The sequence below is a fragment of the Brevundimonas sp. KH_058 genome, from assembly GCF_057838505.1.
The window spans coordinates 403031-428153 of sequence record NZ_CM174469.1; the positions used below are offsets into that span (position 1 = coordinate 403031).

General features: G+C 62.9%; 27 protein-coding genes and 1 tRNA gene. 13 read left to right on the plus strand and 15 right to left on the minus strand.

Annotated features, from left to right (window positions below; all coding sequences use genetic code 11):
- Positions 1-117: 117 nt before the first annotated feature.
- The 6 genes from AC3ISA_RS01865 to AC3ISA_RS01890 form a co-directional block, all read right to left on the minus strand.
- On the minus strand, positions 118-1395 hold the full coding sequence (locus tag AC3ISA_RS01865; protein WP_489179085.1) for a three-Cys-motif partner protein TcmP: 1278 nt from the start codon (positions 1393-1395) through the stop codon (positions 118-120).
- Positions 1396-1448: 53 nt separating this feature from the next.
- Positions 1449-2228: a DUF5131 family protein gene (locus AC3ISA_RS01870; RefSeq protein WP_489179086.1), complete on the minus strand. Its 780-nt coding sequence runs from the start codon at positions 2226-2228 to the stop codon at positions 1449-1451.
- Positions 2229-2457: 229 nt separating this feature from the next.
- The gene (locus tag AC3ISA_RS01875; protein ID WP_489179087.1) at positions 2458-3366 is read right to left on the minus strand and encodes a hypothetical protein; all 909 of its coding nucleotides are present in this window, start codon (positions 3364-3366) and stop codon (positions 2458-2460) included.
- Positions 3367-4494, minus strand: a complete 1128-nt coding sequence (locus AC3ISA_RS01880; protein ID WP_489179088.1) for an AAA family ATPase — start codon at positions 4492-4494, stop codon at positions 3367-3369. It lies immediately after the preceding gene.
- The gene (locus tag AC3ISA_RS01885; RefSeq protein WP_489179089.1) at positions 4491-5585 is read right to left on the minus strand and encodes a DUF262 domain-containing protein; all 1095 of its coding nucleotides are present in this window, start codon (positions 5583-5585) and stop codon (positions 4491-4493) included. The genes AC3ISA_RS01880 and AC3ISA_RS01885 overlap by 4 nt, the downstream gene beginning before the upstream one ends.
- Positions 5586-5804: 219 nt before the next feature.
- Positions 5805-6017 (minus strand): helix-turn-helix domain-containing protein, encoded by a 213-nt coding sequence (locus tag AC3ISA_RS01890; RefSeq protein WP_489179090.1) that lies wholly within the window; start codon positions 6015-6017, stop codon positions 5805-5807.
- Between the two features lie 68 nt (positions 6018-6085).
- On the opposite strand from AC3ISA_RS01890, the gene AC3ISA_RS01895 reads away from it, so the two are divergent.
- Positions 6086-6907 carry a hypothetical protein gene (locus tag AC3ISA_RS01895; RefSeq protein ID WP_489179091.1) on the plus strand — a complete coding sequence of 274 codons (822 nt, stop codon included), beginning with the start codon at positions 6086-6088 and terminating at the stop codon, positions 6905-6907.
- Positions 6908-7278: 371 nt separating this feature from the next.
- Here AC3ISA_RS01895 and AC3ISA_RS01900 read toward each other — a convergent pair whose 3' ends face one another.
- Together AC3ISA_RS01900 and AC3ISA_RS01905 are read right to left on the minus strand one after the other, a co-directional pair.
- Positions 7279-7455, minus strand: coding sequence for a hypothetical protein (locus AC3ISA_RS01900; protein WP_489179092.1), 177 nt, complete (start codon positions 7453-7455; stop codon positions 7279-7281).
- 1112 nt (positions 7456-8567) lie between these two features.
- Positions 8568-9140, minus strand: coding sequence for a hypothetical protein (locus tag AC3ISA_RS01905; protein ID WP_489179093.1), 573 nt, complete (start codon positions 9138-9140; stop codon positions 8568-8570).
- On the opposite strand from AC3ISA_RS01905, the gene AC3ISA_RS01910 reads away from it, so the two are divergent.
- Together AC3ISA_RS01910 and AC3ISA_RS01915 are read left to right on the plus strand one after the other, a co-directional pair.
- A complete protein-coding gene (locus AC3ISA_RS01910) occupies positions 9131-9778 on the plus strand; it encodes a hypothetical protein (RefSeq protein WP_489179094.1) in 648 nt (215 codons plus the stop codon). The two genes, AC3ISA_RS01905 and AC3ISA_RS01910, sit on opposite strands and share 10 nt — an antisense overlap.
- A 244-nt stretch (positions 9779-10022) precedes the next feature.
- Positions 10023-11033: a tyrosine-type recombinase/integrase gene (locus tag AC3ISA_RS01915; RefSeq protein WP_489179095.1), complete on the plus strand. Its 1011-nt coding sequence runs from the start codon at positions 10023-10025 to the stop codon at positions 11031-11033.
- Positions 11034-11129: 96 nt separating this feature from the next.
- On the opposite strand, the gene AC3ISA_RS01920 is transcribed toward AC3ISA_RS01915, so the two are convergent.
- A tRNA-Ser gene (locus tag AC3ISA_RS01920) sits at positions 11130-11219 on the minus strand.
- Positions 11220-11358: 139 nt separating this feature from the next.
- Here AC3ISA_RS01920 and msrA point away from each other — a divergent pair.
- The 7 genes from msrA (at position 11359) to AC3ISA_RS01955 (ending at position 18534) form a co-directional block, all read left to right on the plus strand.
- Positions 11359-12009 carry a peptide-methionine (S)-S-oxide reductase MsrA gene (gene msrA / locus AC3ISA_RS01925; RefSeq protein ID WP_489179096.1) on the plus strand — a complete coding sequence of 217 codons (651 nt, stop codon included), beginning with the start codon at positions 11359-11361 and terminating at the stop codon, positions 12007-12009.
- A gap of 45 nt (positions 12010-12054) precedes the next feature.
- The gene (hglS, locus tag AC3ISA_RS01930) at positions 12055-13419 is read left to right on the plus strand and encodes a 2-oxoadipate dioxygenase/decarboxylase HglS (protein ID WP_489179097.1); all 1365 of its coding nucleotides are present in this window, start codon (positions 12055-12057) and stop codon (positions 13417-13419) included.
- 52 nt (positions 13420-13471) lie between these two features.
- The gene (locus AC3ISA_RS01935; protein WP_489179098.1) at positions 13472-13759 is read left to right on the plus strand and encodes a type II toxin-antitoxin system RelE/ParE family toxin; all 288 of its coding nucleotides are present in this window, start codon (positions 13472-13474) and stop codon (positions 13757-13759) included.
- Complete coding sequence (locus AC3ISA_RS01940; protein WP_489179099.1) at positions 13759-14058, plus strand: HigA family addiction module antitoxin; 300 nt, start codon at positions 13759-13761, stop codon at positions 14056-14058. Before AC3ISA_RS01935 ends, AC3ISA_RS01940 begins: the two co-directional genes overlap by 1 nt.
- 77 nt (positions 14059-14135) lie before the next feature.
- Positions 14136-15983, plus strand: a complete 1848-nt coding sequence (locus AC3ISA_RS01945) for an acyltransferase family protein (RefSeq protein ID WP_489179100.1) — start codon at positions 14136-14138, stop codon at positions 15981-15983.
- A 153-nt stretch (positions 15984-16136) separates the two neighbouring features.
- Positions 16137-18098, plus strand: a complete 1962-nt coding sequence (mdoH, locus tag AC3ISA_RS01950) for a glucans biosynthesis glucosyltransferase MdoH (RefSeq protein ID WP_489179101.1) — start codon at positions 16137-16139, stop codon at positions 18096-18098.
- Between the two features lie 118 nt (positions 18099-18216).
- Positions 18217-18534 carry a hypothetical protein gene (locus AC3ISA_RS01955; protein WP_489179102.1) on the plus strand — a complete coding sequence of 106 codons (318 nt, stop codon included), beginning with the start codon at positions 18217-18219 and terminating at the stop codon, positions 18532-18534.
- Positions 18535-18549: 15 nt separating this feature from the next.
- Here AC3ISA_RS01955 and AC3ISA_RS01960 read toward each other — a convergent pair whose 3' ends face one another.
- From AC3ISA_RS01960 to AC3ISA_RS01985, 6 genes are all read right to left on the minus strand, one after another.
- Positions 18550-18834, minus strand: coding sequence for a GNAT family N-acetyltransferase (locus tag AC3ISA_RS01960; RefSeq protein WP_489179103.1), 285 nt, complete (start codon positions 18832-18834; stop codon positions 18550-18552).
- Between the two features lie 54 nt (positions 18835-18888).
- Positions 18889-19272 (minus strand): hypothetical protein, encoded by a 384-nt coding sequence (locus AC3ISA_RS01965; RefSeq protein ID WP_489179104.1) that lies wholly within the window; start codon positions 19270-19272, stop codon positions 18889-18891.
- 10 nt (positions 19273-19282) lie between these two features.
- Positions 19283-19912, minus strand: coding sequence for a DUF4870 family protein (locus AC3ISA_RS01970; protein ID WP_489179105.1), 630 nt, complete (start codon positions 19910-19912; stop codon positions 19283-19285).
- A 263-nt stretch (positions 19913-20175) separates the two neighbouring features.
- On the minus strand, positions 20176-20574 hold the full coding sequence (gene folB, locus AC3ISA_RS01975; protein WP_489179106.1) for a dihydroneopterin aldolase: 399 nt from the start codon (positions 20572-20574) through the stop codon (positions 20176-20178).
- A gap of 3 nt (positions 20575-20577) precedes the next feature.
- Positions 20578-21327, minus strand: coding sequence for an SDR family oxidoreductase (locus AC3ISA_RS01980; RefSeq protein WP_489179107.1), 750 nt, complete (start codon positions 21325-21327; stop codon positions 20578-20580).
- A gap of 243 nt (positions 21328-21570) precedes the next feature.
- Positions 21571-23313, minus strand: coding sequence for a trypsin-like peptidase domain-containing protein (locus AC3ISA_RS01985; RefSeq protein ID WP_489179108.1), 1743 nt, complete (start codon positions 23311-23313; stop codon positions 21571-21573).
- Positions 23314-23531: 218 nt separating this feature from the next.
- Between AC3ISA_RS01985 and AC3ISA_RS01990 the strand changes: the two genes are divergently transcribed.
- Genes AC3ISA_RS01990 through AC3ISA_RS02000 form a run of 3 tightly spaced genes read left to right on the plus strand, consistent with a single transcriptional unit; the run spans position 23532 to position 25110 of the window.
- A complete protein-coding gene (locus AC3ISA_RS01990) occupies positions 23532-24002 on the plus strand; it encodes an NUDIX domain-containing protein (RefSeq protein WP_489179109.1) in 471 nt (156 codons plus the stop codon).
- Between the two features lie 56 nt (positions 24003-24058).
- Positions 24059-24667: a hypothetical protein gene (locus tag AC3ISA_RS01995; RefSeq protein WP_489179110.1), complete on the plus strand. Its 609-nt coding sequence runs from the start codon at positions 24059-24061 to the stop codon at positions 24665-24667.
- Positions 24664-25110 carry a DMT family transporter gene (locus AC3ISA_RS02000; RefSeq protein WP_489179111.1) on the plus strand — a complete coding sequence of 149 codons (447 nt, stop codon included), beginning with the start codon at positions 24664-24666 and terminating at the stop codon, positions 25108-25110. Before AC3ISA_RS01995 ends, AC3ISA_RS02000 begins: the two co-directional genes overlap by 4 nt.
- Positions 25111-25123: the final 13 nt, after the last annotated feature.

The window sequence follows — 25123 nt, forward strand, 5'->3', positions numbered from 1 at the left end:
TCGTCTGGAGGCAAAGCTCCACTCCGGTTGGCCGTCGATCTTGGTTAGAGGCTTCGGCCGTCATAGCTGATATTTGCCGCTATTAGGAACAGCTGATGGGGTCGGGGGCGAAGGCGCTCAGCGGCCGGACTGCTCAAGGAGCCTCAAGAAGGTTTTCTGCTGGCGCCCCCGAACGCGATCGCTCCAGTTAAGGGTCTTCGCGGTAGGGCGACGACGCCCTGCATCAGTGAAGATGTCGATCTCGCCGTACTCATCCCGCAATCTGATGACAGCCTCCGAGACAAGATCGAACGTCAGCGGCGTCTCGTTGCAGTTCGCGCGGAAGAGGTCACCGATCGTGACCGGGGTCGCGACATCCGCCGCGTCGTCCCGGATCATCCTGGGCAACTGATCCATGGCGGCGGCGAGGGAGTCTGCCCGGGCATCGGAGCCGAAATCGAACTCCAGCGTCTTCTGATTTGGATCGAAATTGGGGTCGAAGCCTAGGGCGTTGAACCCCGCGTCTCCCGGATGGACAAAGATGTTGCTCTTGTCCCAGTGCAGGCGGGCCATCTCGTCGCGGGCGCGACCGTGCTTTGAGAGGTGCAGCAACCAGTAGGACCTGCGGCTGTCCGCTGAGCGGATGAAGAAGGGCGTGTAGAAGTCCGCGCCCGTGCTGCTGATGATGTGCTTGTACAGCATACCTTGAATGACGTGCCGCTGACCCTGCTCGGTCTTCAAGGCCTTGATAACCTCGCCCATGGCTGGGTCGAGTTCAATCGCCTGGCCACCGGCCGTGCTGGCAGTCTTGCCGGAGAAATAGTCGATCAGGGAATCGACCGAGAAGGTAATCAGCACCTCCGGATTCTTCAGACCCGCGAAGATCTGGCGGATGGTCGCGAACGCCACGCTGCTCCAGCCGTACTGATCGAGGAAGAAAAGCGCGCGGTGGCTGGGTCCGCGATCCTTAATAGCCTGGATGATGCCTGGAGCCTCGTCCTCGAACGATCCAGTCGCGAGCGAGATGGAGTGGCCGACCTCGGCACTGAACTCGGATTGCCGCAGTTCGTGGTTCAGGAACTCGACGTGTTCCTTCTGTTTGTCGACGAAGAAAAAGCGGGACTTCATGGTGAAGCCGTTCTGCCGCGTAAGCGTCAGCCGCGCACCGGAGGCCTGGACGGCTCGAAGCACCCTTAAAGGCGAGCCGGCGATGATCTCCGCACCCTGCTGATAGGCCCCGCCGCCGCAGAAGCCGTCCACTATCGTCAGATTCAGCTCCCGGCGCCGCGGGTTCGACGACAGGATGTCGATGTATCGCTCTATGTAGCTGGCGAAGACATCATGCTTGGCGACACTATGGGCACCAATCTTGGGAGGGGGCTGGCCCAGCTTCCAGTCGTAGTGTTTGACGGCCATTCGGCTCGGATGCTCTCCGTCTTGCCCCCGCCCAATGCGGGCCTCTGAGTGCCTCAACTCGCCTCTAATCCAGCGGGCATCTCGTTCCATACCTGCCCGCGGTACTCGCGCCCATTGGCCTTCTTGGAGCGCTTTTTGTTGTCCTTGCCCCACGTTCCCCACTGCTTAAAGAAGAACGCAGTTTTGTAAGTAGCGCACTGCTCATAGATCAGGTCAATCCAATCTTCTCGGATAGGTCGCGCGTTCGCGCCGCTCTCGCCTCCAACGATCGCCCAGTCGATACCGGTCAGATCGACATCTCCGACGCAGCCGATAAGCGGCTCGAATGAAATAAATCGGATGGCCGCCGGAGCGGAACGGAGGTGGTCGATGCGATCGATCACCGCTGCGTTCTCCACGCTGGTGCCCAACCAGACGTTGGGAAGCACGTCCGGAACGCGTCCGGACACGAACGCGGCCATGCGCTCAGGCCGTTTCGTGAGTATCTGGTAATTATGATGAGGCGTCTCCCGCATCACTTTCCAGACCGACAAGATGAAGTCGTCGCTGACGGCCTCATGGAAGAGATCGCTCATGGAGTTGACGAAGACCTTCCGTGCCTTGCGCCAGCGGTAGGGAATCTCAAGCGCCGAGGGGTCTTCGCGGACGACGCCGTTCCAGATTGTGCGCCCCCCACTCGTTCGCGTCAGCCCCTCGTATTTTGGGACGCCCATCGCCTCGAGCCGCCTGGCCATCTGCATGGCGTAGCAGTTGGTGCAGCCAGCAGTGATGATCGCGCAGCCCGCCACCGGATTCCAGGTCGCGTCCGTCCATTCGATCTGTGTCTCGGCCATCGATCACACCTCGCTGGAGCAGCCAATCGCTCGTCTTGGGCGTCCGTCGCGTCTGGACCTGAGCTCCAGATATCAGATATCTCGACTAAGCGAGCCCGTCGATCCACTCACGAGGCGCCCGCGTCCGATCTTGATCGTAAACCCTAGCTTCTTTCTCACCCATGAAGGCTAAGGGCAGCGGCTTTTCTGAGATGTGCGAAGGCCAGGCATAGAAGGAAGATATCCAAGCCTATTCCTTGATCCAAGCGATCGCCTGGGGAATGGCAACGTCGTACCAGTTCTCGTGCGCCTTCCGTCCGCCGTATCCGTAGAGCGCCCGCCCGTCCTTGTCCCGCCCGAATAAAAGCCGCACGTTATTGCTCCCGTCAAACCAGGCGCGGATTTCGAAGACCGAAGTGGAACCCTTTGTCTTAAGCTTCTTCACCAAATCGCCGTCCAGATTGTAGGAGTTCGTGTGGGCGATCGCGACACTGCGCATGATGACCTGCTCAAGACCTGGCGATTTTCTGCACTCGGCGAACCAGTCGTCGATTTGCGGCGCGCGGGTCGCATTGCCGGTAAGCGCATCCCAATTCTCGAACAGATATTTATGTCGGGCTGCATCTGCCCGCTCCACAACATTTTCGGACGTCCTGCGATCACATACATTGTCGACTTCCACGACCCGCAGGCCGCCCGTTTTTGTCATCAGCTCGTAGCCGACCCGGTCCCCACGCCATCGGTCGCTTTTTCCCAGACTTAGAAGAACGCCGTCGTCCAATGCACACGCGACGAGCGCGGAAGAGGCGTCGTCGTCAAAAGGCGTTGTCAGGGTCTCGTCGACGAGATGGGGATCCATCTCCGCCTGCAGGTCGGCGCTAAGCGCACTTTGCGCTGGCGACTGTTGGTCCAGGACAGTCAGAAAAAAGAGGATGGTGTCGCGGTGACGACCTTGGTCCACCTGCATCCCTTGGGCCAAGGTCTCATATTCGGACGACAGGGCGAGCTGACGCATGCGGACGCTGCACATCACCGGGAAGGCGATGGCCTGCCGCTCGACGAGATGCGCAATCCCAGCTCTGAGTTCGCCGAGAAGAACGAGTGACTCCGCCAGAGTCGGCGCTGGGAAGCTGACGCTGTTCAGATAAGCACGGGCCATTCAGGATAGCCGGAGCAGATCTGTCATTGCCTGGTCGAAGAAGCCTCCCGGCCAATCCTCGAGCGTGCCATCCGGCTGGACATCGATCTTCTTCGACCGGCGACCCATGTCGTCCCGCTCGCCTCCGAAGAACTGGATGGCAACCCGCTCGGCGGGAATGGTGTTCTGCCGCACCGCCAACCGCACACCATTGACCAAGTGATCGCTGTGGCTTTCCACGATGATCTGGACATTCCGGGCCGCGAAGTGAGCGAGAACACCTCCCATGGCGGATTGCGCACGCGGATGAAGATGAGCTTCGGGACTGTCGATAATGATGATCTGGCCAGGCTCGGCGCAGACCAGAGCGACAATGATTGGGAAGGCGTAACTCAGACCATAGCCGACATTCGCAGGGCGCCGGAGCTCGTTACCGCCATCCAGGGCGAAGCTGGTCTTTGTGAGCATTAGGCCGGCCAATCGCTCAGCATTTACTCGGGCTTTCGGGAAAAGCTCGGACATCCATGCATCGACCTGCCCCCGTACGGTTTCCCGGCTCTCCGTCGGATGTCGTCTTTCGTTAGGTACGAGATCGTCCGCCAGCTTGGCATACCAATAGCCAGCCCATTGCCCTTCGGCACCGACGTCGCCTGGCGCGATCGACGCACTGTCTGGCAAGGGCTGCGCTTCGCCATGAGCGCCTCGGGTGGCCCCTAGGAAGATCACGTTCCGAATTGCGTGCAGGAGGCTGTGGGTGTCACCTTCCGGGGCCCAAATCGCCTTCGACGAAACTCCAAACGAGAAGCGGCTCGAGATTAATCGTAGCTCGCCGCGCTCCAAGCTTCGGTCATGCGCGAAACTCCAAGCGGCATTTTCATTCCCGTCATCGGCAAATCCAAGAACCATCTCACCACTGACTTCCTCGGCCACCACATCGCCAGCGCTGCCGAGATGAGTCAGGGCACCGTTCAATGACAGGATGGATGTTCTCGGCGCTTCACGAAGGGCCTGAGCCATTAGGAGTAGCGGCTGCAGACTGCTCGATTTTCCCGCTCCATTGAAGCCGGTCAGCAGGGTCAGTGATTTCAACTCCAAATCATATTGCAAGAAACACTTGAAGTTGCGGATTTCTAGGGTCTTCAACATCATTTAAGCCATTGCAGAAGTGTGTCAGTGAGCATGCTGAACCGACTTCGGACCTGGCTGGTGCCGTTTGTCGACAAGCTAATCGCCCAGTTGAACCCCTCCTGGCTGAGAAGGTTTTTGACCTTTCGACGGATCTCGTGGCTATCGGCCTGGATTTGCGTGTCGTCGGCTCGGGACAGGATGACGGAGAAGGCATCAAACATCGAGATATTGATGACAGATCGGGCGGCGTGCTCGCCCCCGTCGATCAGAGATTTTCGAAATGCATGTTTGCCGAACAGGTATTCATTGAGGACCATGGACTTATAGAAGGCATCGGTGAGCTCTGAGAGCTTCTCCGGGGCGCGATTGATCGCCGACAATCCTTTAGCGAGAAACAAATCCATATCACCGCCATAGGCGTCCGATCCAAGGATCGAGAAGGCGGCGAAGCGGTTGATCGCCTCGCGATCGCGCATAGAATTTTGGGCGAGCGAGCCTCCCGTCGCCGACAGGAAATATGGCTGCTGCGCCATGTCGGCTAACCACTGGGTCGCGGGGCCATTGTGAAGCGCATTGCGCATCTGTTGGCGGCTTAGAGGGATGCCGCTGTTCACCCGGTCAAATATGTCCAGTCGCGCCGCTTCAGGGGCGGCCTTGTCTAGAATATATAGGGTAAGTGGGGTGTCCTCGATCCGCTCTTGCAGATTGATCGGCAGGTCACTGAAGCGCTTTCCTTCAAGAGGGTGACCCTCTCCGAGCCCGGTTAGCTTGAACCTGTTGCCCAGGTAAGCCTGAAACGTACTCAGACGTTGCAAACCATCCACGACTGTGATGCGCCCGTCTTCACCTTCGGCCACATAGAATACGGGCAAAGGGATGCGCATGACGCAGCTCTCGATCAGCTTGCTTTGCTTCGCTAGAGGCCAGACGAAGTCGCGCTGGAAGTCTGGATGCATCGCGTACCGACCAGCGTCGATGCGTTTGACCACGTCCCCGACGTTGCGGGTGTCAGTCCGGACCATGATCGATTCAAGCGGGTAGTGAGCCAGCACCGTACGATCCACGCCCTCGTCGAATCCTTCAATCCCCTCGGGACCGTCGATCATGCTCATGGACAGCCTCTCAGTCGAATGGTGCGCGCTTCAAAATATCGCCTAGCGCGGATTCTGTGGTGGGTCACCTTCCCTCTGCGCTGGCCGGCCTATTGCACTCCAGCATCAAGGCCCAGATCAACCAAGGACTCTCAATTCTGGCTGAACGAGAAACGGGATTCACGTCAATGGCGATGCTCAAATATCGTCGCAAGGGGCGAACTCCGTATGCTGACTTGGCTAGGTAAACAGATCGGATGGCGCACACTCCAACCCAACGGCCAGCGCAAACACCGCCTTAATCCCGACGTTGCGTTCCCCGCGCTCGATGCCGCCGATGTAGTTCCTATGCAGGCCCGCTCGGTCGGCTAGCTCCTCCTGGCTTAGCCCCAGCGCAGTGCGACGGCGCCGCACGGCTTGGCCAAAACTCAAAAGATCAGGGTCAACTTCCACCTCATGGACTTGCGGTGGACGCAAATCGTTCTCTACACACTATCAGTGTGATTTTGAGGACGACCCGAATGACCGGCTTCGCCGACATCTCCGAGATGAGCCCCCAGCTTCAGCTGATGATCGGGACTGGATCGCACCTGGATCCTGCTGAACTCGATCCGCTGATCATGCTTGCGTCGCTTACGGTCATGCAGAGCGCCGCTCGTGCCTGCCTGGATGACGACGCCCTAACGACGCTTTCGCTGCTGCTGATGGTCTGGGCTCGCCAGCTGAGGGACAATCCCGACAATGGAGGGTTGGTGAAGACGACCGCCGAGGATTTGGCTGATCTCTCTGGCTGGTCAGTCGATCGAATTCTGACGGCCTTGCAGGCGCTAGCGCCGCATATCCTGATTGATGACCTCGCGCTGTTCGCCGAAGGGGATCTAGAGATTGGCTTGGCGCCCCTGCTGCATCAGGACGGCGCCGACTGCGGCGATCTGCTGATCCGGTATTGGACGGCTCACTATGTGATGAGAATGGGCCCCAAGCTCGAGGCTGCCGAGGAGACCGTCGCGGGTGGATTGACGCGAGCGAAGACCCTTGCCGGCGCCGGGGAGCGCGTGGCGAGGCTCAAGGTCCGTTGGGATGCCTATCGAGCCCAGCGAGAAGGTGTTGCTCACTACACGGTGTACGGCGCCGGCGCAGACCTGGCCGCCTTCGTGGATGATGTCTCGACCCTTGAGGCCTTGCACGATGCAGTGGTTGGACTAATCGACCCAGCCGGCCATGGGCCTAGGACCTTTGCTCAGGAATGCGGCCTCCTTCCTTGCACCAAGCTTCAGGCTCTCGCGATCAGTGCGGCTGAGCTGCAGCTGAACCCCGTCGCGGCGAAGGGTGTTCGGCACTGAAAGGCTGGGCATTCGGACGCGTGCACTTGTCGCCGTATCGCACCGCAGCTTTGGTCACACGAGATGCTGCCGTATACGAGAGCCACAGGCTTTGCTGGGAGGCGCCTTATGATGGATGTTCTGATATTCATGGCCGGTGGGGTCACCGCATTGATCATAGGCTGGTTGGTGAAGCCCATAATCGGAGGGTTCATCGAAGGTATGAACGGTGGGACCAGGCGGAATAAAGACACGTCGGATTAGCGGCTGGCTCCGCGTGTCGGTCGATATCGCGCCAGCGCGTTCTTTCGTAACGGGGGATATGCACTCCTCGCGGCAATAGCCCTTCGCCTCCTGAACGAGCGCAGCCGGATCGACGCGTGAAACTTAGGTCAGGATGGCGTGCTTGGCTCGTCATGATCGCTGGCGCGGACTTCTCGATCACACAGCGCTCGCACCATTTTGGAGATCACCGTCTTGATGGCGAGGATCGCGACAATGGACACCGAGAACATCAAATGCATCTGCAGAAAGTTCATCTGAAGGGCATGCAGCTGGGCGTCGTTCATCGTCGTTCTACCGACTGGTAGGGCTGCCAATATTCCGTCTCGAGCGCCATCCTAAACACAGCCTAGGGGGGCAATAGCCCTGTGTTCGAGGCAATGAATCCCGACAACAAAAATGTCCGACCCCAGTTGGGGGCCATTAGGAATATCATCCTGTGGAGGATGATGCACACCTTACGCACACCTGCGGCCCACCTAAACACCTGTTTTAAAACGACAAAACTCGGGCGCAGCCGACACCAAAGTGGCGCCAACACCGTCGTACTTCCTTCATATTCCGAATACCTCAGTAAAGTCATACACTTGGCCAGCGCCAACTTGGCGCCAACTTCGCTGCAGATCACTGCGTTAGAAGCGCGTAAAAAACGACGGCAGGTGGCCCAGCTCTGGCTTTGGCGCGACCTCTTTCGAGGCTGTTTCCGGCATCGGTGACGTCAGGTCCGCAGTCATACCCTCCCCCTCATGCTCCGAACGTTCCGGGACGGTTTGATTGGGCGCCTCGGCCGTGTCGGTTTGGACGACCTCCGTCCTCGGCGAAGGGCACGGCGGCTCCGCAGCCGGCTCCAAAGGTCCAGTTGCTTCGACCAAGACCTCCGGCGGCAATGGGACATAACCCTGGCCCCTACCCTGGCGCCGCAGGACCTTTGACCGCGCCCCTACTACGGCGAGCGACCCGAGACGCAACAACCCGTTTACGGCGCCCGTGACACCCGCTTCGAATTGGTCAAGTGCGCGGTCAATGCGGACACGAAACTGAGGATCCGTCTCTGACCTTTGTCGCCCCAAATAGGCGAGCGACCCCAGCCAGATCAGAACCGACAGCCAAGCGCCCTGGACGAAGCAAAGACTGGCCCAGTCGAGGTGAGGCGCGATCCAATAGGCGGATCGCAGTTCCTCCGCAGTGAGCTCGACTACCCCTCCATAGGGATGGCGAAGTGGAACGGTATGGAGCGGCGCGCTGCTCAGCAGCGACTGCAGATCGGCCTCAAATGCGCGAAGGCTAAAGCCGATCGCCGTCGCTCCAGCGCGCCACGCTACGACGCCCCAGACCATCACCAACCCTACGCGCAGCCACCGTGTGGCCTGGCGCTTCGCAACGACGTAGGACCGCATGATCAACGAACGTCGAGGGAGCCCACATGGTCTCCGCGCTTCAAATGGTGGGCGGCGAAAGCGTGGTACAGGCTCCAGAGCCGTTCATCGCCATCGGTACAATACCATCTGAACGGCGACGTGGGTTGCGGCCCGAACATCTTCTCTGCGGCTCTGGTTATGTCCTCTTTAATGCCCGTGAGCGGACCGGTTGGCGCCAGTTCCGGCTCAAAGAGCTTCGCTGCAATAATTAGCGACAGACTTGCGTTCACGAAGCCGAAATAGGCGGCGCTCTTGGTGAAGTAGTTCTCCTCCGTCGCGCGATATTCCCGGATGATGAGTTCGGCGAGCTCGCTGATGGTGCAGTGGGATTTCGCGGAATAGCCGCGAAGGAAGTCCGCACTCTCGGCCGAGAGGCGGAGGTTCACGCGTTGCTTGTGCAGCTTTCTGGATGGCTTTGGCCCCATGGGCATGAATGTGTCCTGCGAAGAGAGTGTTGGCACGACATGCATAGCCGCCCCCATGTCGGAAGCAAAACGTAATTTTGTTTTCTTGACCCCCTCCCATTCGCTGCTAAAGTCCTCCCATGACCGCATATTTCCCTCTCTCACATTTGCAGGAGACGCTCTTCACAGCGTCGGAGGCTTGGAAGATTACGGATGTTAATCCACCGGTTCAGAGGGACTGGAGGACACGAGGTTTGTTGGCGAAAAACGATGGTTGGACCCGTTTCGCGCCTGACGATCTCATTCACGTCGCTCTTCGAGATGCGATGAGGCACCTTGGCCTCCCGCATACGAGTCCGAACGTCGATCTCCGCGATGCTGCATTGCAAGCACAATACTGGGCTGCAGAATGTCCAAGTGCAGTAGGCTACAAGATTGGGGCGAACTCCGAGGACCATCCCCTTAAATCATTGATGCCGACTGCGCAGTTCCGGTTTGCTGCAGCGATCACGCCTTGGCAGGACGGTTCTTCCCTTCAACTCTTTGCGGATTTCGACGACCTGCGGGAAACGCTCACGGCCGAAGACGATAGGTCTGGCGTTGCAATTATAGATTTGAAAGCAGTCGGCCTCAAGGTTGCAGAGAGGGCTGGAAAATGTCTTTGGCTTATTGCCCGTGGACCATCAGCTAAAGCCATAGCTTTGGCTCGAGACGCCGCTCGTAGTGGAGATGAACTTGCTAAAGAGGCGCTTCGAGACGCGGGTTTTAAGTCGGATTTCTCAAAGTGACTGGCAGACGTACCCCAGCGCCATCGACCATTTTGGAGCCACGTGGCCTAAACCGCGAGCAAGCCAGCCTCTATATTGGCATTAGCGCGTCCAAGTTCGATCAGCTCGTCCACGACGGCCGAATGCCGGCGCCCAAACGGATCGACGCTCGGAAGGTCTGGGACCGACATGCCCTGGATACCGCATTCTGGGCTCTTCCGGACGATGGACCTGACCGCAACGACAATCCCTGGGACGCGGCAGCGTGAAGAAAAAGCCGAAGAACGTCAGCCTCTATCGCGACGCACGAGGCAAACCCCGATGGCGCTTTCGGCGTGTCCGCTGTCCCGAGTCACAAACGACTGAGCCGTTCGGATCGGAAGCTTGGTGGGCATGGTATGCCGCCGCGTCCAAGGCTCAACCCAAGCCGATTGCAGAAAGCCGCAGCACGCAGGGCTCCATCCATGCTCTCGGTGTCGCCTACTACGCGTCGGCCGATTTTAACGGGCTCCGGCCGAACACCCAGCGTACCTATAGGGGCATCTTCGACCGGTATCGCGACAAGTACGGTGCCAACCCGGTCGCACTCCTCGAGCCCCGGCACATTCGCGGGCAGATGGACGCCATGGCAGCGACCCCTGCCGCAGCGAACAACATGCTGAAGGTTCTTCGGGCCGTGATGCGCTTTGCGGTGGATCGAGGCATTGTTCGCACCGACCCCACGAGCGGCGTTCGAATGCTTCGATACAGGAGCGAGGGCTTCCACACCTGGACGGAGCCTGAGGTCGCTGCTTTCGAAACCAAGTGGCCCGTTGGCAGCAAGGAGCGGCTTGGGTTCGACCTGCTGCTCTACACGGCTCAACGCTCAGGTGACGTGCGTCAGATGACCGTCCACCAGGTCCGCGACGGTCGTGTCCTGGTGCGCCAGGAAAAGACGGGACAGCTGGTCGACATACCGCTTCACCCCCGGCTTCAAACCTCGCTGGCGGCGCACAAAATCGAGCACCTGGCGCTGCTGACGACCAAATACGGCAAACCCTTCACAGAGAAGGGGTTCGGAAACTGGGTGAGCAAGGCGGCGGAACGCGCCGGCCTGCCGCACTGCTCGGCCCACGGCCTTCGGAAGGCAGCGGCCCGCCGATTGGCGGAAGCCGGATGCTCAGCCCATGAAATCATGGCGATCACCGGCCACCAAAGCCTCAAGGAGGTCGAGCGCTACACGCGTGAGGCCGGCCGACGTAATCTCGCCGATTCTGCGATGAAGCGGATCGGCTGAGCCAACGAAACAGGAACAACTTTGTCTAACAACGACCGTGCGGGTTAGACAACTCAGGAGTTATCAGATTGATTATGCTTGGAAAAATTAAGTGGGTGGCGGACAGAGAGGGATTCGAACCCTCGGTAGGCTTTCACCTACACACGCTTTCCAAGCGTGCGCGATCGACCACTCCGCCACCTGTCCGTTTCACGCCACGTCTTGCGCGCCGCCGGAGGTCGATCCGGCGGGAGGCGGGCCTGATAGAACACCCTCGCCCCCTCGGCAAGCGCCTCTCGCATCCCCATATGGACTTCAACGCCATTTTCCGATGAGGGAGCCGCAAATGCTGTTCAAGAAAAGCCCCGAAATGCCCACGACCGAGACCGCCCTGCCCGGCCGCGCCGAGCCCCTGGCCACCGACGCGAACCACTACGTCAGCGGCAATCCGCTGAAGGGCCCCTATCCCGAGGGTTTCCGGACCGCCATCTTCGGCATGGGATGCTTCTGGGGCGTGGAGCGGATCTTCTGGCAACTGCCGGGCGTCTGGGTGACATCGGTCGGTTACGCCGGCGGGATTACGCCCAATCCGACCTATGAGGAGACCTGCACCGGTCGCACAGGTCATACCGAGGTGGTCAAGGTCGTGTTCGATCCGTCCGTCGTCACCTATGGCGAACTGCTCAAGGCCTTCTGGGAAAACCACGATCCGACCCAGGGCATGCGCCAGGGCAACGACATCGGCACCACCTATCGCTCGGCCATCTATACCCTGAACGCAGAGCAGCAAGCCGAGGCCGAAAGCTCGCGCGACGCTTATCAGGCCGCCCTGACCAAAGCCGGGCGCGGAGCCATCACCACCGAGATCGAACCGGCCGGCGAATATTTCTACGCCGAGGGTTATCACCAGGGCTATCTGGCCAAGAACCCGGCCGGATACTGCGGCATCGGCGGGACCGGCGTGGTCTGCCCGATCGGGGTCGGCGTCGACGCCTGACGCTTCCATGCGGCCGCCGGGTTTCAACCGGCGGCCGACCGGCCTATGAGCGACGAAAAAGTGGGAGCGATCATGTCCGCCTTCGTCCATCCTGACGAGATCCGCAGCCGGTTCTCGGCCGCCCTGTCCGCCCTGTACCGGGCCGAGGTGCCGCAATACGGCGACCTGCTGACGCTGGTGGCCGACATCAACGCCCAGGCGATCAAGGCCGATGCGAGCGGGGCGGACCGTCTGGCGGCGTCCGGCGAACTGGCGCGATTGTCGGAGGAACGCCACGGCGCCATCCGCGTCGGCACGGCGGCCGAACTGGCCACCATCGCCCGCGCCTTTGCGGTCATGGGGATGGCGCCGGTCAGCTATTACAACCTGGCGCCGGCCGGGGTGCCGGTCCATTCGACCGCCTTCCGCCCCGTCGATCCGGCGGCCCTGGCGCGCAATCCGTTCCGGGTCTTCACGTCGCTGCTGCGGCTGGAGCTGATCGAGGATGCGGCCCTGCGGGCCGAGGCGGCCGAGACCCTGGCCCGCCGCGACATCTTCACCCCCGGCGCACGCGCGCTGATCGAGACGGCCGAGAGCGCCGGCGGTCTGGACGAGGACCAGGCCGACCGATTCGTGTCCGAACTGCTGGAGACCTTCCGCTGGCACGCCCAGGCGACCGTCAGCGCACAGACCTACGAACGCCTGGTCGCCGCCCACCGCCTGATCGCCGATGTGGTCAGCTTCAAGGGCCCGCACATCAACCACCTGACCCCGCGCACGCTGGACATCGATGCGGCCCAGGCGGCCATGCCCGCGCGCGGCATCACGCCCAAGGAAACCATCGAGGGCCCGCCCGCCCGCGCCTGTCCCATCCTGCTTCGCCAGACCAGTTTCAAGGCGCTGGAGGAAGCCATCGCCTTCCCCGGCGCGGAAGGCCCAAACCCTGGAGAAATGACCGCTGGAACCCACACCGCCCGCTTCGGCGAGATCGAACAGCGCGGCTGCGCCCTGACCCCCGCCGGACGCGCGCTGTATGACGCCGCCCTGGCGTCAAAGGATTTCTCGGCCCTGCCCGACGACTGGGACTCGCTGCGACGCGGCGACCTGGCCTGGTTCCGCTATCGCGCGACGCCGCAAGGGCTGGCTGCGCGGGCGGAGACCGCCGACCTTGAAGACCTGATCGCCCTGGGCCACGTCGTCGCCGAACCGATCACCTACGAGGACTTCCTGCCCGTCAGCGCCGCCGGCATCTTCCAGTCCAACCTGGGCGCCGAGGCGCGCGAAACCGCCTACGCCGTCGATCCGGCCAAGGCCGATTTCGAACAGGCCCTCGGCCGCCCGGTCCAGGACGAAATGGCCCTGTACCGCGCCGAACAGGACGCCTCCATTGCCGCGACGTTGAAGGCGTTGGGACTGACCGTTTCCGCCTAAACACCCGTCAACCGTCACTTGACACGCGTCACTTTCAAAGTGACATTGCCTCGTGCAGATCGAGAGCATCAGACACAAGGCGCTGCGGCAGTTCGCGGAGACCGGGAGGGGCAAAGGCCTGCCCGGCGCCCTGATCGGCCGTATCACCAATATCCTGGCCTATATCGACGCGATCGCAACGGAAGACGAACTGCTGGTCCCGCCCAACTTCGGGGCCCACAGAATGACGGGGGATCGAACGGGAACCTGGTCTCTGACGCTCACCCGGAACTGGCGGCTGACGTTCCGTATCAACGCGGCCCTCGGCGTCGAGGACATGGACCTGGAGGATTATCACTGATGGCCATCCAACTTCATTCCACCTTCTCGGTTCATCCAGGCGCCTGGCTGCGTGACGAACTGGTCACACCCAGGGATCTCAGCGTCACCGCCCTGGCCGAGGCGCTGGGCGTGACGCGTCAGGCCGCCAGCAATCTGCTGAACGGCAAGGCAGGCGTATCGGCCGAAATGGCCATCCGGTTCGAGAAGCTGTTCGGCGTCAGCGCCGACACCCTGATGCGCATGCAGGCCCGGCACGACCTGTCCAAGGCCCGCGCCCACGAACAGGACATCAGGGTTCGGCCGCTGGCCGCCGCCTGATCCCCAGGCCCGCTTCCCACCGCCCGCGTCCATCCGGCGTCTTGCCTGATCCGCGTCCCCGGATCATAGACGCGGCCGTGAACCCGTCCGCAGCCCCGTCCGTGCGCCGTTATGATCTCGACTGGATCCGGGTCGGCGCCTTCGGTCTGCTGATCCTGTATCATGTGGGCCTGGTCTACGGGGTCTACGACTGGCACATCCACAGCGCCCACACCTTCGAATGGATGCGCGAAGCCATACTGATCACCAATCCCTGGCGGCTGACCCTGCTGTTCCTGGTGTCGGGGGCGGCGCTGCGGTTCATGACGTTCCGGCGCACTCCGCGCCAGGTCGCCCGCACCCGGTTCGCGCGTCTGGTCCCGCCGCTGATCTTCGGAGCGCTGGTGCTGGTGCCGATCCAGTCGTGGATCGAGTCTATGGACAAGGGCGGCTGGCCCGGCGGCCTCGCGGGCTATGTCGCCTGGCTGGGACATGAGTTCAGCTGGAGCGGCATCGCCGACGGCATCCCCGTCAACCACCTTTGGTTCATCGTCTATATCGCGGTCTACAGCCTGGTCGCCGTCCTGTTGTGGCGCGTGCCGGGCCTGATCGAGCGGCTGGGCGACGGGCTGGAAAAGGCGCTTCATGGGCCGTGGCTGCTGGTCCTGCCGATCCTCTATCTGATCGCCATCCGCATCGGCCTGTTCCCCTGGTTCGGCCTGACCAACACCCTGCACAACGACTGGTACAATCACGCCCTGTCGCTGGTCGCCTTCCTGTTCGGCTTCAGCATCGTCAGGCGCGAGAGCCTGTGGCGCACGATGGAGCGCTATCGCTGGGTCGCCCTGGCCCTGGCGGCGGTCGCCCTGCCGATCATGATGATCCAGGTCTGGCATCCGGGCGGCCGCGCCTTCTGGGGCGTGCCCAAGGCGGTCGTCTATGGCGTCGACCAGTGGGCGGTGATTGTCGCCATCCTGGGCTTTGGCAGCCGGCATTTGCGCGACAGGGGCGGTCCGGTGCTCAACTATCTGACCCAGGCCACCTTCCCCTTCTATCTGGCGCACCAGACGGTGCTGGTCGCGGCGGTCTGGATCATCCGTCCCGCCAACCTGCCGGCGCCCATCGAGCTGCTGTCCCTGATCGCCATCACCTTCGTCGGCAGTCTGGCGGTCTATGAGGTCGTGCGGCGCATTCCCGTCATTCGTCCGCTGTGGGGGCTGAAGCCGCTGGACGACCGGCCCTGGCCGCTGGACCTCCAGGCCCTGCTCAAGCCCCGACTGCGCTATCACCGCCGGCGTCGCCTGCTGGGCGTGGGCGTCGCCGCGCCGCTTCTGGCCCTGACGGTCGTGGCCGCCGCCATCCTGGCCTACCCCGGCTTCAACAACGCGACCCAGTATCTCAGCGAACTGGGCGGGGCGACCGCGCGCGCGCCGATGATCTTCAATGGCGGGGTCTTCGTCGCCGGGGTCATGGCGGCGCTGGCGGGCGTCGGTTTCGGCCTGGCCGTCTATGCCCTGACCGGGGCGCGGGTCGCCGGGGCGGTCATCGCCGTGGTCTTCGTCCTGGCGGGGGCGGGCATGTCCGCCTCGACCCTGTGGCCCTGGCCCGATCCGCGCCACATGGTCATCAACCTGGCGCTGGGCATTCAGTTGGCCCCGGTTCTTCTGCTGTGGGGTCTGGCCAAACGCCGCGACCTGCCGCGCCTGAAGATCTTCCTGGCCGCTACCTTCGTGATCATGGCCATCCTGACGGTCCTGACCAAGCATCTGGTCCTGCCCGGCACGGTCAACGACGCCAACGTCGGCTGGTGGGAACGCCTCTACGCCATCGTCCTGGTTTGTTGGGTAGGGGTTGCGGCCTGGGTTCTGGACCGTAAACTGCTGTCGGTCGCCACGGAATCGTCGGCTCCTCGCCCGTCTTCCGCCGCGATCGAAGCTTCGCTGTAGATTTTCCCCCTCTTTTTTTGCCCATATCAACATTGCGTGATTGAAAATCGCGCGAATGTGATCGATTATGCAGTTCGTGTTGCAGTGCAGCACTCCGCGTCTTCCCCAGCCCTCGGGAAGACATCCGGTTCACACGGGGGCGTCCAGAGCGGCATGAACAAGCTGGCGATCCGGCCTGTCGAACAGGCTGAAATCGAGACGACGAACCTGGCTTCCGGGCCCGCCTGGTCGTGGCTGCCCGACGAGGCGCCGCTGGCCATGCCGGTCCAGTCCCTGGCCGCGCCCGACGCCGTCGCCGACGTGACGCCCGCGACCTCGCCGCGCACGGTGGCCATGCGCCGCCTGATGCTGCTGGCCGGCACTATCGTCATGACCGGCCTGTCGGCCATCACCCCCTTCTACCTGTACGCCCGCAAGGGGTGGGACGGGACCGAGATCCTGGCCTTCGGCATCTTCATGGTGCTGATCACCGCCATCTCCTGCTGGTTCGTCAGCGGCCTGATGGGTCTGTTCGTCATGCTGCGCGGCAAGGACCAGGCGGACCTCGCCTTCTCGCCGCACCCGCCCCTGCCCCGCACCCGCACGGCTCTGTTGATGCCGCTGTATAACGAAGACGCCCGCGCCTCCTTCGCGCGCCTGGCCATGATCGACCAGTCGCTGGCCCGCCTGGGTGCCTCCTCGGCCTTCGACATCTTCGTGCTCAGCGACTCGACCAAGGAAGACGCCGCCAGCGCCGAGCGCTCGGTCTTCCAGTCGTTCCGCCTGGCCGCCAACTCCAAGGCCTACTATCGCCGCCGCACCGACAATGCCGAGCGCAAGGCCGGCAATCTGGCCGAATGGGTCCGTCGTTTCGGCGGCGCCTACGAGAACATGATCGTCCTGGACGCCGACAGCACCATGGCCGGCGAGACCCTGCTGCGCATGGTCGACGCCATGGAACGCAATCCGGGCGTCGGCCTGATCCAGACCGCCCCGGTCATCATCAAGGCCCGCACCATCTTCGCGCGCGTGTCTCAGTATTCGGTGCGCCTGTACGGCCGTGTCGCCGCAGCGGGTCTCGCTTACTGGACCGGCTCGGAATCGAGCTACTGGGGCCACAACGCCATCCTGCGCACCCGCGCCTTCGCCGCCTGCTGCGGCCTGCCGCACCTGAAGGGCCGCAAACCCTTCGGCGGCCACGTCATGAGCCATGACGTCGTCGAGGCCGCCCTGATGCGCCGCGCCGGCTGGGCCGTCCACGTCACGGCCTCGCTGGACGGTTCGTGGGAAGAGACCCCGCCGTCGATCACCGACTTCATCCGTCGCGACCACCGCTGGTTCCAGGGCAACCTTCAGCACCTGGGCCTGATCACGGCCAAGGGCCTGTCGCCCATGAGCCGCCTGCAACTGGCCATGGGCTGCATGGCCTATCTGTCCTCGCCCCTGTGGCTGGCGTCGCTGATGGTCGGCCTGTTCATCCAGATGTTCTATCCGGTCGACTGGACCAGCTTCTTCTACATCCTGAACCCCCAGTTCACGCCCTTCATGCTGGCCTCCTTCCTGTCGGGCGTGCTGCTGATCGGGCCCAAGTTCATGGGCGCCGCCCTGGTTCTCAGCCGTCCGGCCGAACTGCGCGCCTTCGGCGGCCGCCGCGCCATCGCCAAGGGCATGGCGGCCGAGATCGCCCTGTCGGCCATCCTGGCCCCCATCCTGATGGTCGCCAACACCAAGGCCTTCATCCAGATCGTCTCGGGCCACGACACCGGCTGGACGACCCAGCAGCGTGAGGCCGACGGCCTGGCCTGGTCCGACGCCTTGCGCGCCATGCGCTGGCAGATGATCGCCGGCGTCGGCTTTATGATCCCGCTGTGCGTTCGCCCCGACCTGGCCACCTGGTTCGCCCCGATCGTCCTGCCGCTGCTGCTGGCCGCGCCGATCACCGTCTGGACCTCGCGCGTCCGTTCGGGCGACGCCATGGCCGCCAAGGGCTATCTGGTCACCCCGGTCCAGGACGGCGTCAGCGTCTCGCCGGCCGTGCTGCACACGCCGCGCTCGCCGCTGCGTGCGGTCGCCGGCGGCGTCCTGGCCCCCGTCGCTGCGCCTGCGATGGTCCCGGCCCGCGCGCCCGAGCTCTGATCGATCCAAAAGCGATGCGTGGCGGCCACAGCGCCGCCACAACCGTTACAGCCACGCTCGACGTGCGACGGGATCGCGTCCACCTTCGACTTTCAGCTCCTGCTGTGGACCCGATTCCATGACCAACAAGACCAACACCGACGCCAAGCCTGACCTGCGGATCGTGGAAACCGAGTCCGCCGTCTATGACCTGATGCGCGCGCCCGAGACCACCGCCGACCGCGTCAAACGCCTCCAGATGGAGGCCCACTCCCTGGCGCTGGAAGAGATCGAGGCGCTGGAGAAACTGCTGCTCGACGCCGCCGCCAAGGCCAGGGCCATCGCCGACGGTGGCGACGCCTATCCCGTCGGCGCCCGCGAGATCGCCTCGCGTCTCGCCGCCGACCTGCCGACCAAGGCCGAGACCATCAAGACCATCGTCCACCGCGTCGGCTAAGCGGCGTCAGCGACCTCAGGCCAGAACGTCGTCGTAATCGGGATGCCGCTTGTGCCAGGCGACGGCGTAGCTGCAGCGCGGAAACAGCTTCAGCCCCGTCTCGCGCGCATGCTCGGCCATTGCCTGCATGAACCGCCCCGCCGCGCCCGATCCGCGCAGCGACTGTTCCGCCTCGACGTGCAGGATCATCCGCGCGTCGCCCTTCACGGCATAGTCGGCCCAGACCAGGCCTGACCCCTTGTCGTCGTCGAACGCCTGCTCGAAGCGGTTGTCGCTCTCGACGTCTTTGAACTGTCCCATGCGTCTCTCCTTCGACGGATCAACCGCCAAGGCTGCGAGGGCGTTCCGTAAGGCTCAGATGGGCTTGTCGTTCAGCAGGTTCAGCAGGCCGATCACGCTCTTGATCGTGAACCATACGCTCAACAGGAACCACGCCAGGAGGAACAGCAGCAGGAAGGGAATGCCGATCAGCACGACCGAGGCCACGGCGCTGACCGCGATCCCCACCCAGGCGGCGATGGTCCACCAGAACACCGACCAGAACAGGGCGATCTGCGCGTCGATATGCTGACGCGCCACGCCCGTCGCCGTCCCGCGCGTGACATAGGACACCACCAACCCGATCAGGACCAGCACGTTCGCGCTGGGGATCGACAGGATGAACAGGCCCCAGGCGATCAGCGCCCCGACCTTGCCCTCGGACTCCTGTCCGGCGATGAAATTGGGTTCGTTCGTCATCGTCGGTCCTTCAGAACAGCCAGCTGCGAGGATTGGGAACGGCCTGACCGCTCTTCAGTTTCAGCACCCCGAACGCGCCGCGCGCCAGCACCCAGATCGCCAGGGCGAACAGCACCAGCACGCCGACATTGACCACGATCAGCACCGCCCCCAGCACCGCCGCGATCACCGCGCCCCACAGGGTCCGTTTCTGATAGACGAAATGGCTGGCCTCCAGCGCATCCTGCCCGTCGTCGCGCCGCGTCACCGCCAGCAGGGCCACCAGGCACGACAGGCCCAACGTCGGCACCGCCAGCAGGATCAGCACATAGACCGCATACAACCGCATCGGCACGGCCGGCGCCGCCCGCCTCTCGGTCTCGACCAGCCGCTCACGCACGTCACGCGTCACTGGCGCCTCGGGCTGCGGCTCCGGCTTATGCGCAAACGGCGCCGTCGGCCGCGTCATCTGTCCCGACAGGTCGAAAGGCCTGGGCTCCGGCGGATCGAACAGGTCCGGCTCGCGCACGTCCTCAGCGACCGGCTCCGGCGCCCGCGCACGCCCGGCCAGCGACGCCGGCGAGACGAAGCCGACCTGGGCGTCGTGATCGTGATCGTCGTTGGGGACCGCAGGGTCTTTCGGATCGCCGGGCTCGGCCATGAACATCGCTTCTCACACGCCGGACGCCCGGCTGGACTCAAGGCCGCGACAATGGCTGTGAGGCTGACCGGAAGCAACCTAGCTTTCGTCATCCTCCGGGCCGCGCAGCGGAACCGGGGGACCCAGCGGCGCGCGCGAGCGCGAACCTGTCGCAGAGTAGATATCCCAGCATCGTGCGACGGATGCATCGCCTTCGGCGCCGCTGGGTCCCCCGGTCTGCGCCGCAGGCGGCTTGCCGGAGGATGACGAAAGAATGGGAGGGATTACCGCCCCAGCACGATCTCGCACCCCGGCGCGATCACGGCCGTCAGCGCCCCCGGCTTCTCGATCCGCACCGTGGCCCGCAGCACCCGCCGATCCTCCAGGCACGCCCGCGCCAGCCGTTCGGCGAAGGTCTCCACCAGCCCGACATGCCCCTCGGCCGCGATGGCCCGCGCCGCATTGGCCACGGTCTCATAGTTGATGGTGTCGCCCAGCCGCTCGATGGGCCGCGGCTCAAGCTCCAGCGTCACATCGATCACCAGCCGCTGCAGCCGCCCCTGTTCGTGGTCATAGACCCCGATCCCGGCCTCGACCTCCAGCCCGCGCACGAACACGCTCAGGCGCTCGAAACGCAGCGGCTCTTCCGCCGGAAACGGCGTCACGTGAGAGGAGGAAACCACGCGCTACTCCTGGATGTCGGGGGTGCGCCAGGCCAGGTGCTGGCCCCCATCGACGGCGATCATCTGGCCCGTCACCATCCGGGCGTCAATCAGCCACAGCACGGCCTGCGCCACCGCCTCGGGGCTGCCGGGCGTCTGCAACAGTGTGGCGCGCGCCTCGGCGGCGAAATCCTCGGCCGTCTGATGGATCGACGGCAGGGTCGGCCCCGGCCCCACCCCATTGACCCGGATGCCCGGCGCCAGCGCCTGGGCCAGGGTCTGCGTCGCCCACCACAGCCCATTGCGCGACAGGCTGTAGGAGAAGAAGCGCGGATCCGGCTTCAGCACCTTCTGGTCCAGCAGGTTGACGATGGCCCCCTCGACAGTCTGGGCCGCGAACGCCTCGGCCAGCACGATGGGCGCCCTCAGATTGGTCTCAAGATGCAGGTCCCAGCTGTCGCGCGTCAGGCCGCCGACCCGGTCGTCCTCGAACACCGAGGCGTTGTTGACCAGCACGCCGACCGGCCCCAGCGCCTCAACGGCCGCCGGAACCAGCGCCCTCACCCTGGCCTCGTCCGTCAGGTCCGCCTGCAACAGGCACGCGCGCCGCCCCAGGCCCGCGATTTCGTCTGCCAGGGTCCGGGCGTCCTCGCCCGACGCATGATGATGGATCGCCACGTCGAACCCGGCCTGGGCCAGCCTCAGACAGATGGCCCGCCCGATCCGCCGCGCCCCGCCCGTGACCAGCGCGACGCCGCGAGGTGAGTCAGTCAACCCGACCGAACTCGAACGCATTGAAAGCCGCAATGACGGCGATGAAGCCGAAGATGATGCCGAGAGCCAGCATGGGATGCTCCTATTGTCCGTCCCCGATTAGAGCGGACCGGGGCGGGGTTCAAGCGGGGCGGGTTAGGGAGGCGTGTTGGACTAACTCAGAAGGGGGTGGGAAAGCTCCCACTGAAACACAGGATATTCTACGTTCTAAATTGTCGGTCGCCGCAGGTGGAGGTGCGTGTGTTATTTATCATCAATACCGAGCCAGCGCCGAAGACGCTGTCTAATTAGGTTACCAATGCCTGCCATAGGCCCATGAGGTGGCGGAGCGACACTCGCCTTCGGCGTTGGAGGTTTTCGCTTTTCCTCGGGAGGCATTAGCGACGCGGCGGCGATTTCCTTCGCGTTTACAGCAAACTGTCGAGGTTCACTCGGGCCACCGCTTCGAATAACTGCGATTACATTCCCTTCGCGATCCACAACTGGCCCGCCAGACATGCCTTGCGACAGTTGCTGAGTAACTTCGACGAACGGGACACCAAATTTCGCCGTTAGAACAGTCACCTCTCCCGGTCTAACGTTAAGGCGCTCACCGGGACCCCAACTTGGATAACCGAGAGCCACAACTCGATCCATTGTGGTGACTGCTGTAGTGGCTAACTCCATCTCGTAAAAATCAGACTTTGGGATCGCGGACGTATCTAAGATCGCCAAGTCCCTGTGTTCATCGCGATGCAGAACCGCAGCAGGAAAGATTGTCGTGTGTTTCGATGGATGAAGCACCCCAACCGCCATCACGCCCGTTACGCAATGCGCTGATGTGACCAGTCCAACACCTTTCAGAAAGAAGCAGGTACCGTGGTCGTGTTGATTGTCGATAACCCACACAGATCTGTCGCGGCGCTCCTCTAGAGTTGGCTCCAGGCTGATTTTCGACTTCTTAAAGCTTTGATTGTAACGATTTATAAGTGAACGCACGACCGGGTCCGCGCGCCCCTTTAGATGTGCTACATACGAAATTTTTCCGCGCAAATGGTCGGCGAGCCGTCCTTTCCCTCCAGCGCTCGAATATTTTGTTTGCGCCGTGGCTAAGTCAGATTTTTCGATAGAGTGAAGCACAGCCCGTATTCGGCGGATGTAGCGGCGATCTACGTTTAGCCCTGCGTTGATCTTCACCCCCGTGACGATCCGGCGAGAGTTGCGGTCGGCGTAGTGCGCTTTTTCGCCGTTTACGACAAAGCCGTTGGCGCTGATGGCTCCCCGAAGGTTTGTGGCTAGTAGCTCAGGCGAAAAGCGACCAACAGGCGGCACGGCCCCTTCAAACAGTGGTGCAGGCGGTTGATAGCTAGAGAAGGTAATGTCGTCCGCGTATCGCGTGTAAATAGCTCTAGATGCCTTGGCGATCAGCAGAAGATCTGTGTCCAATCGAAAGCAGATCATATTAGAAATGACAGGGCTTGTCGGCGCTCCTTGAGGAAGTTTCCCTCCACGGCAACAAAGCCTAGCAATTATTTCAGACACACGATTCTGGACGCCGAGTGACACCAGCAGCCCGGTAACTCGCGCTTCCGTGATTGAACCGAAGAAGTCCTCCAGATCAAGATTCACAACATGCCGACGATCACCATGGGATTCGGCGTTGGTCTTGACCGACTTGTCTGGAACGAATGCGTGAACTGGATTTCGAACGCGGTAGAGTTGGTCGAGAAGCGACACAATTCTACGTTGGATCATTTTCAGCCGCCGATCCGGCGCTGTGATTAGCCGATTTTTGCCCGAGGTTTTCGCAATGTTGAACTCACTGTACATCTGGTCACGGAACCACCAGATTTTCTTAAGCTCGGCGGGTGAAACTTCGAGATACGCAAGGAGATCCGACTCACTCGCCATTTCGGCGGGTATGAGGATCGTGACATTCTTCCCAAAGAATCGACGCCAAGAGTGCACGAGGTCTTCCTTCCAATCCCGCCATTCAAGCCGAACCATTTGGCGCGGACGTTACTGTCCAGACATTCGCTCTTAGGCCGCAGTTGCACAGCCCGTATGCGAAGGAAAACCCCGTGCAAGAGCGAGTTAGCACTCGCGCCTTGGATGTTCCATAGGCGAGAAAACGAGCCTAGCTCGTCCTGCTGATTCTGCTTTTCATCACGCACCCAAAAAATGATCGAACATCCCGTCACATCCCGCAGCCGGGAACGGACACAATGACCTGGCGCATCCACGTCGAACCCTTCATCCGCCCCCTCTTCTTCGCCTGGTCGCGCCTGACGCGCGGCAAGACGCTGGGCGTGCGGGCGGTGGCGGTGGATGCGCAGGGGCGGGTGCTGATGGTGCGGCACACCTATCTGGCCGGCTGGTGGTTGCCGGGCGGCGGGGTAGATCGGGGCGAGACGACCCAGGCCGCCGTGGTGCGCGAACTGCTCGAAGAGGCCGGGCTGATCGCGCGGGCGGCGCCGCGTCTGGTCTCGATCCATTCCAACGACCGCTTCTTTCCCGGCGATCATGTCGTCGTCTTCCGCCTGGACGACTTCGACCGGGGCGAGCGCACCAGCCATGGCGAGATCGCCGAGGTCGGCTGGTTCTCGCCCTCCGACCTGCCCGCCGATACCAACCGGGGCTGTCGCGCGCGTCTGGCCGAGATCTTCGACGGCGCCCCGGTCGATCCGAACTGGTGAGGCCCGACTGGTGAGAGACGTCCGCATCTGACGCAGGCGCGTGCCAGCGTCCGCCCATGACCCAAGCCGCCCCCGTCTATCGCGTTCGTTCGCAGCAAGTCTGGGACCGGGCCCGCGACGACTATCTGGCGGGCGAGCCGGCGCGCGTCGTCTGCCGCCGCTACGACCTGGGCATTTCGGCCTTTCGCGTTCGCGCCCGCAAGGCGGGCTGGCGACTACAGGATCAGGACGATCCCGATATGTACGATCCCGCCGTCGAACTTGAGGACGTCGAGGACATCGACCTGTCGGCCATGGCCCTGTCGGCGCGCCGTCGCCTGCAACTGTCGCTGATGGACGGCGAGGCGACCGAGGCCCTGCGCTGGCTCAAGATCTTCGAGACCCTGTCGTCCCTGGCGGCCGAAACGCCCGCCGAAACCCCGGATGTGCACAGATTGCATCCTGAATTTTCGTCCGCACCGTCCGATCTGGACGAAGTGCACAGATTGCACCCCGTTTTCGACGACGCCGCGTCCGATCTGGACGAAGTGCACAGATTGCACCCTGTTTTGACGCCGCCCGCCCCTCAACCCCTGAACCGCGCCGAACGCCGCCGCCTGCGTCGCGCTGGCCGTCTCAAGCCGCCCTCCGCATCCGGCGAAAGCCGTGCTAGCCAGGGGCCATGAACCCGTCACTGCTCGCCATCCTGATCGTCGTCCTGGCCGGCGGCGCCACCGCGCTCCAGGCGCCGACCAACGCCAAACTGGCCACGGCCGTCGCCTCCCCGGTCAACGCCGCCTTCATCTCCTTCGCCGTCGGGACCACGGTACTGGGTGTGCTGGCGGCCATCCTGCACACCCGGCCGGACTTCGCCGCCACGCGCGCCCTGCCCTGGTACGCCTGGCTGGGCGGGGCCTACGGCGCCTGTTTCGTGGTCGCCGCCGCCTGGGGCGTGCCGCGCCTGGGCGTGGCCATGACCATCACCCTGATGGTCGGCGGGCAGCTGTTGCTCAGCCTGGCGCTGGACCATTTCGGCGCCCTGGGCGTGCCGCGCCAGCCGCTGAACCTCGGCCGCATCGCTGGCGTCGGGCTTGTTCTGGCCGGCGTCCTTCTGGTTCGCCGGTCGTAACTCTCACCTCCCC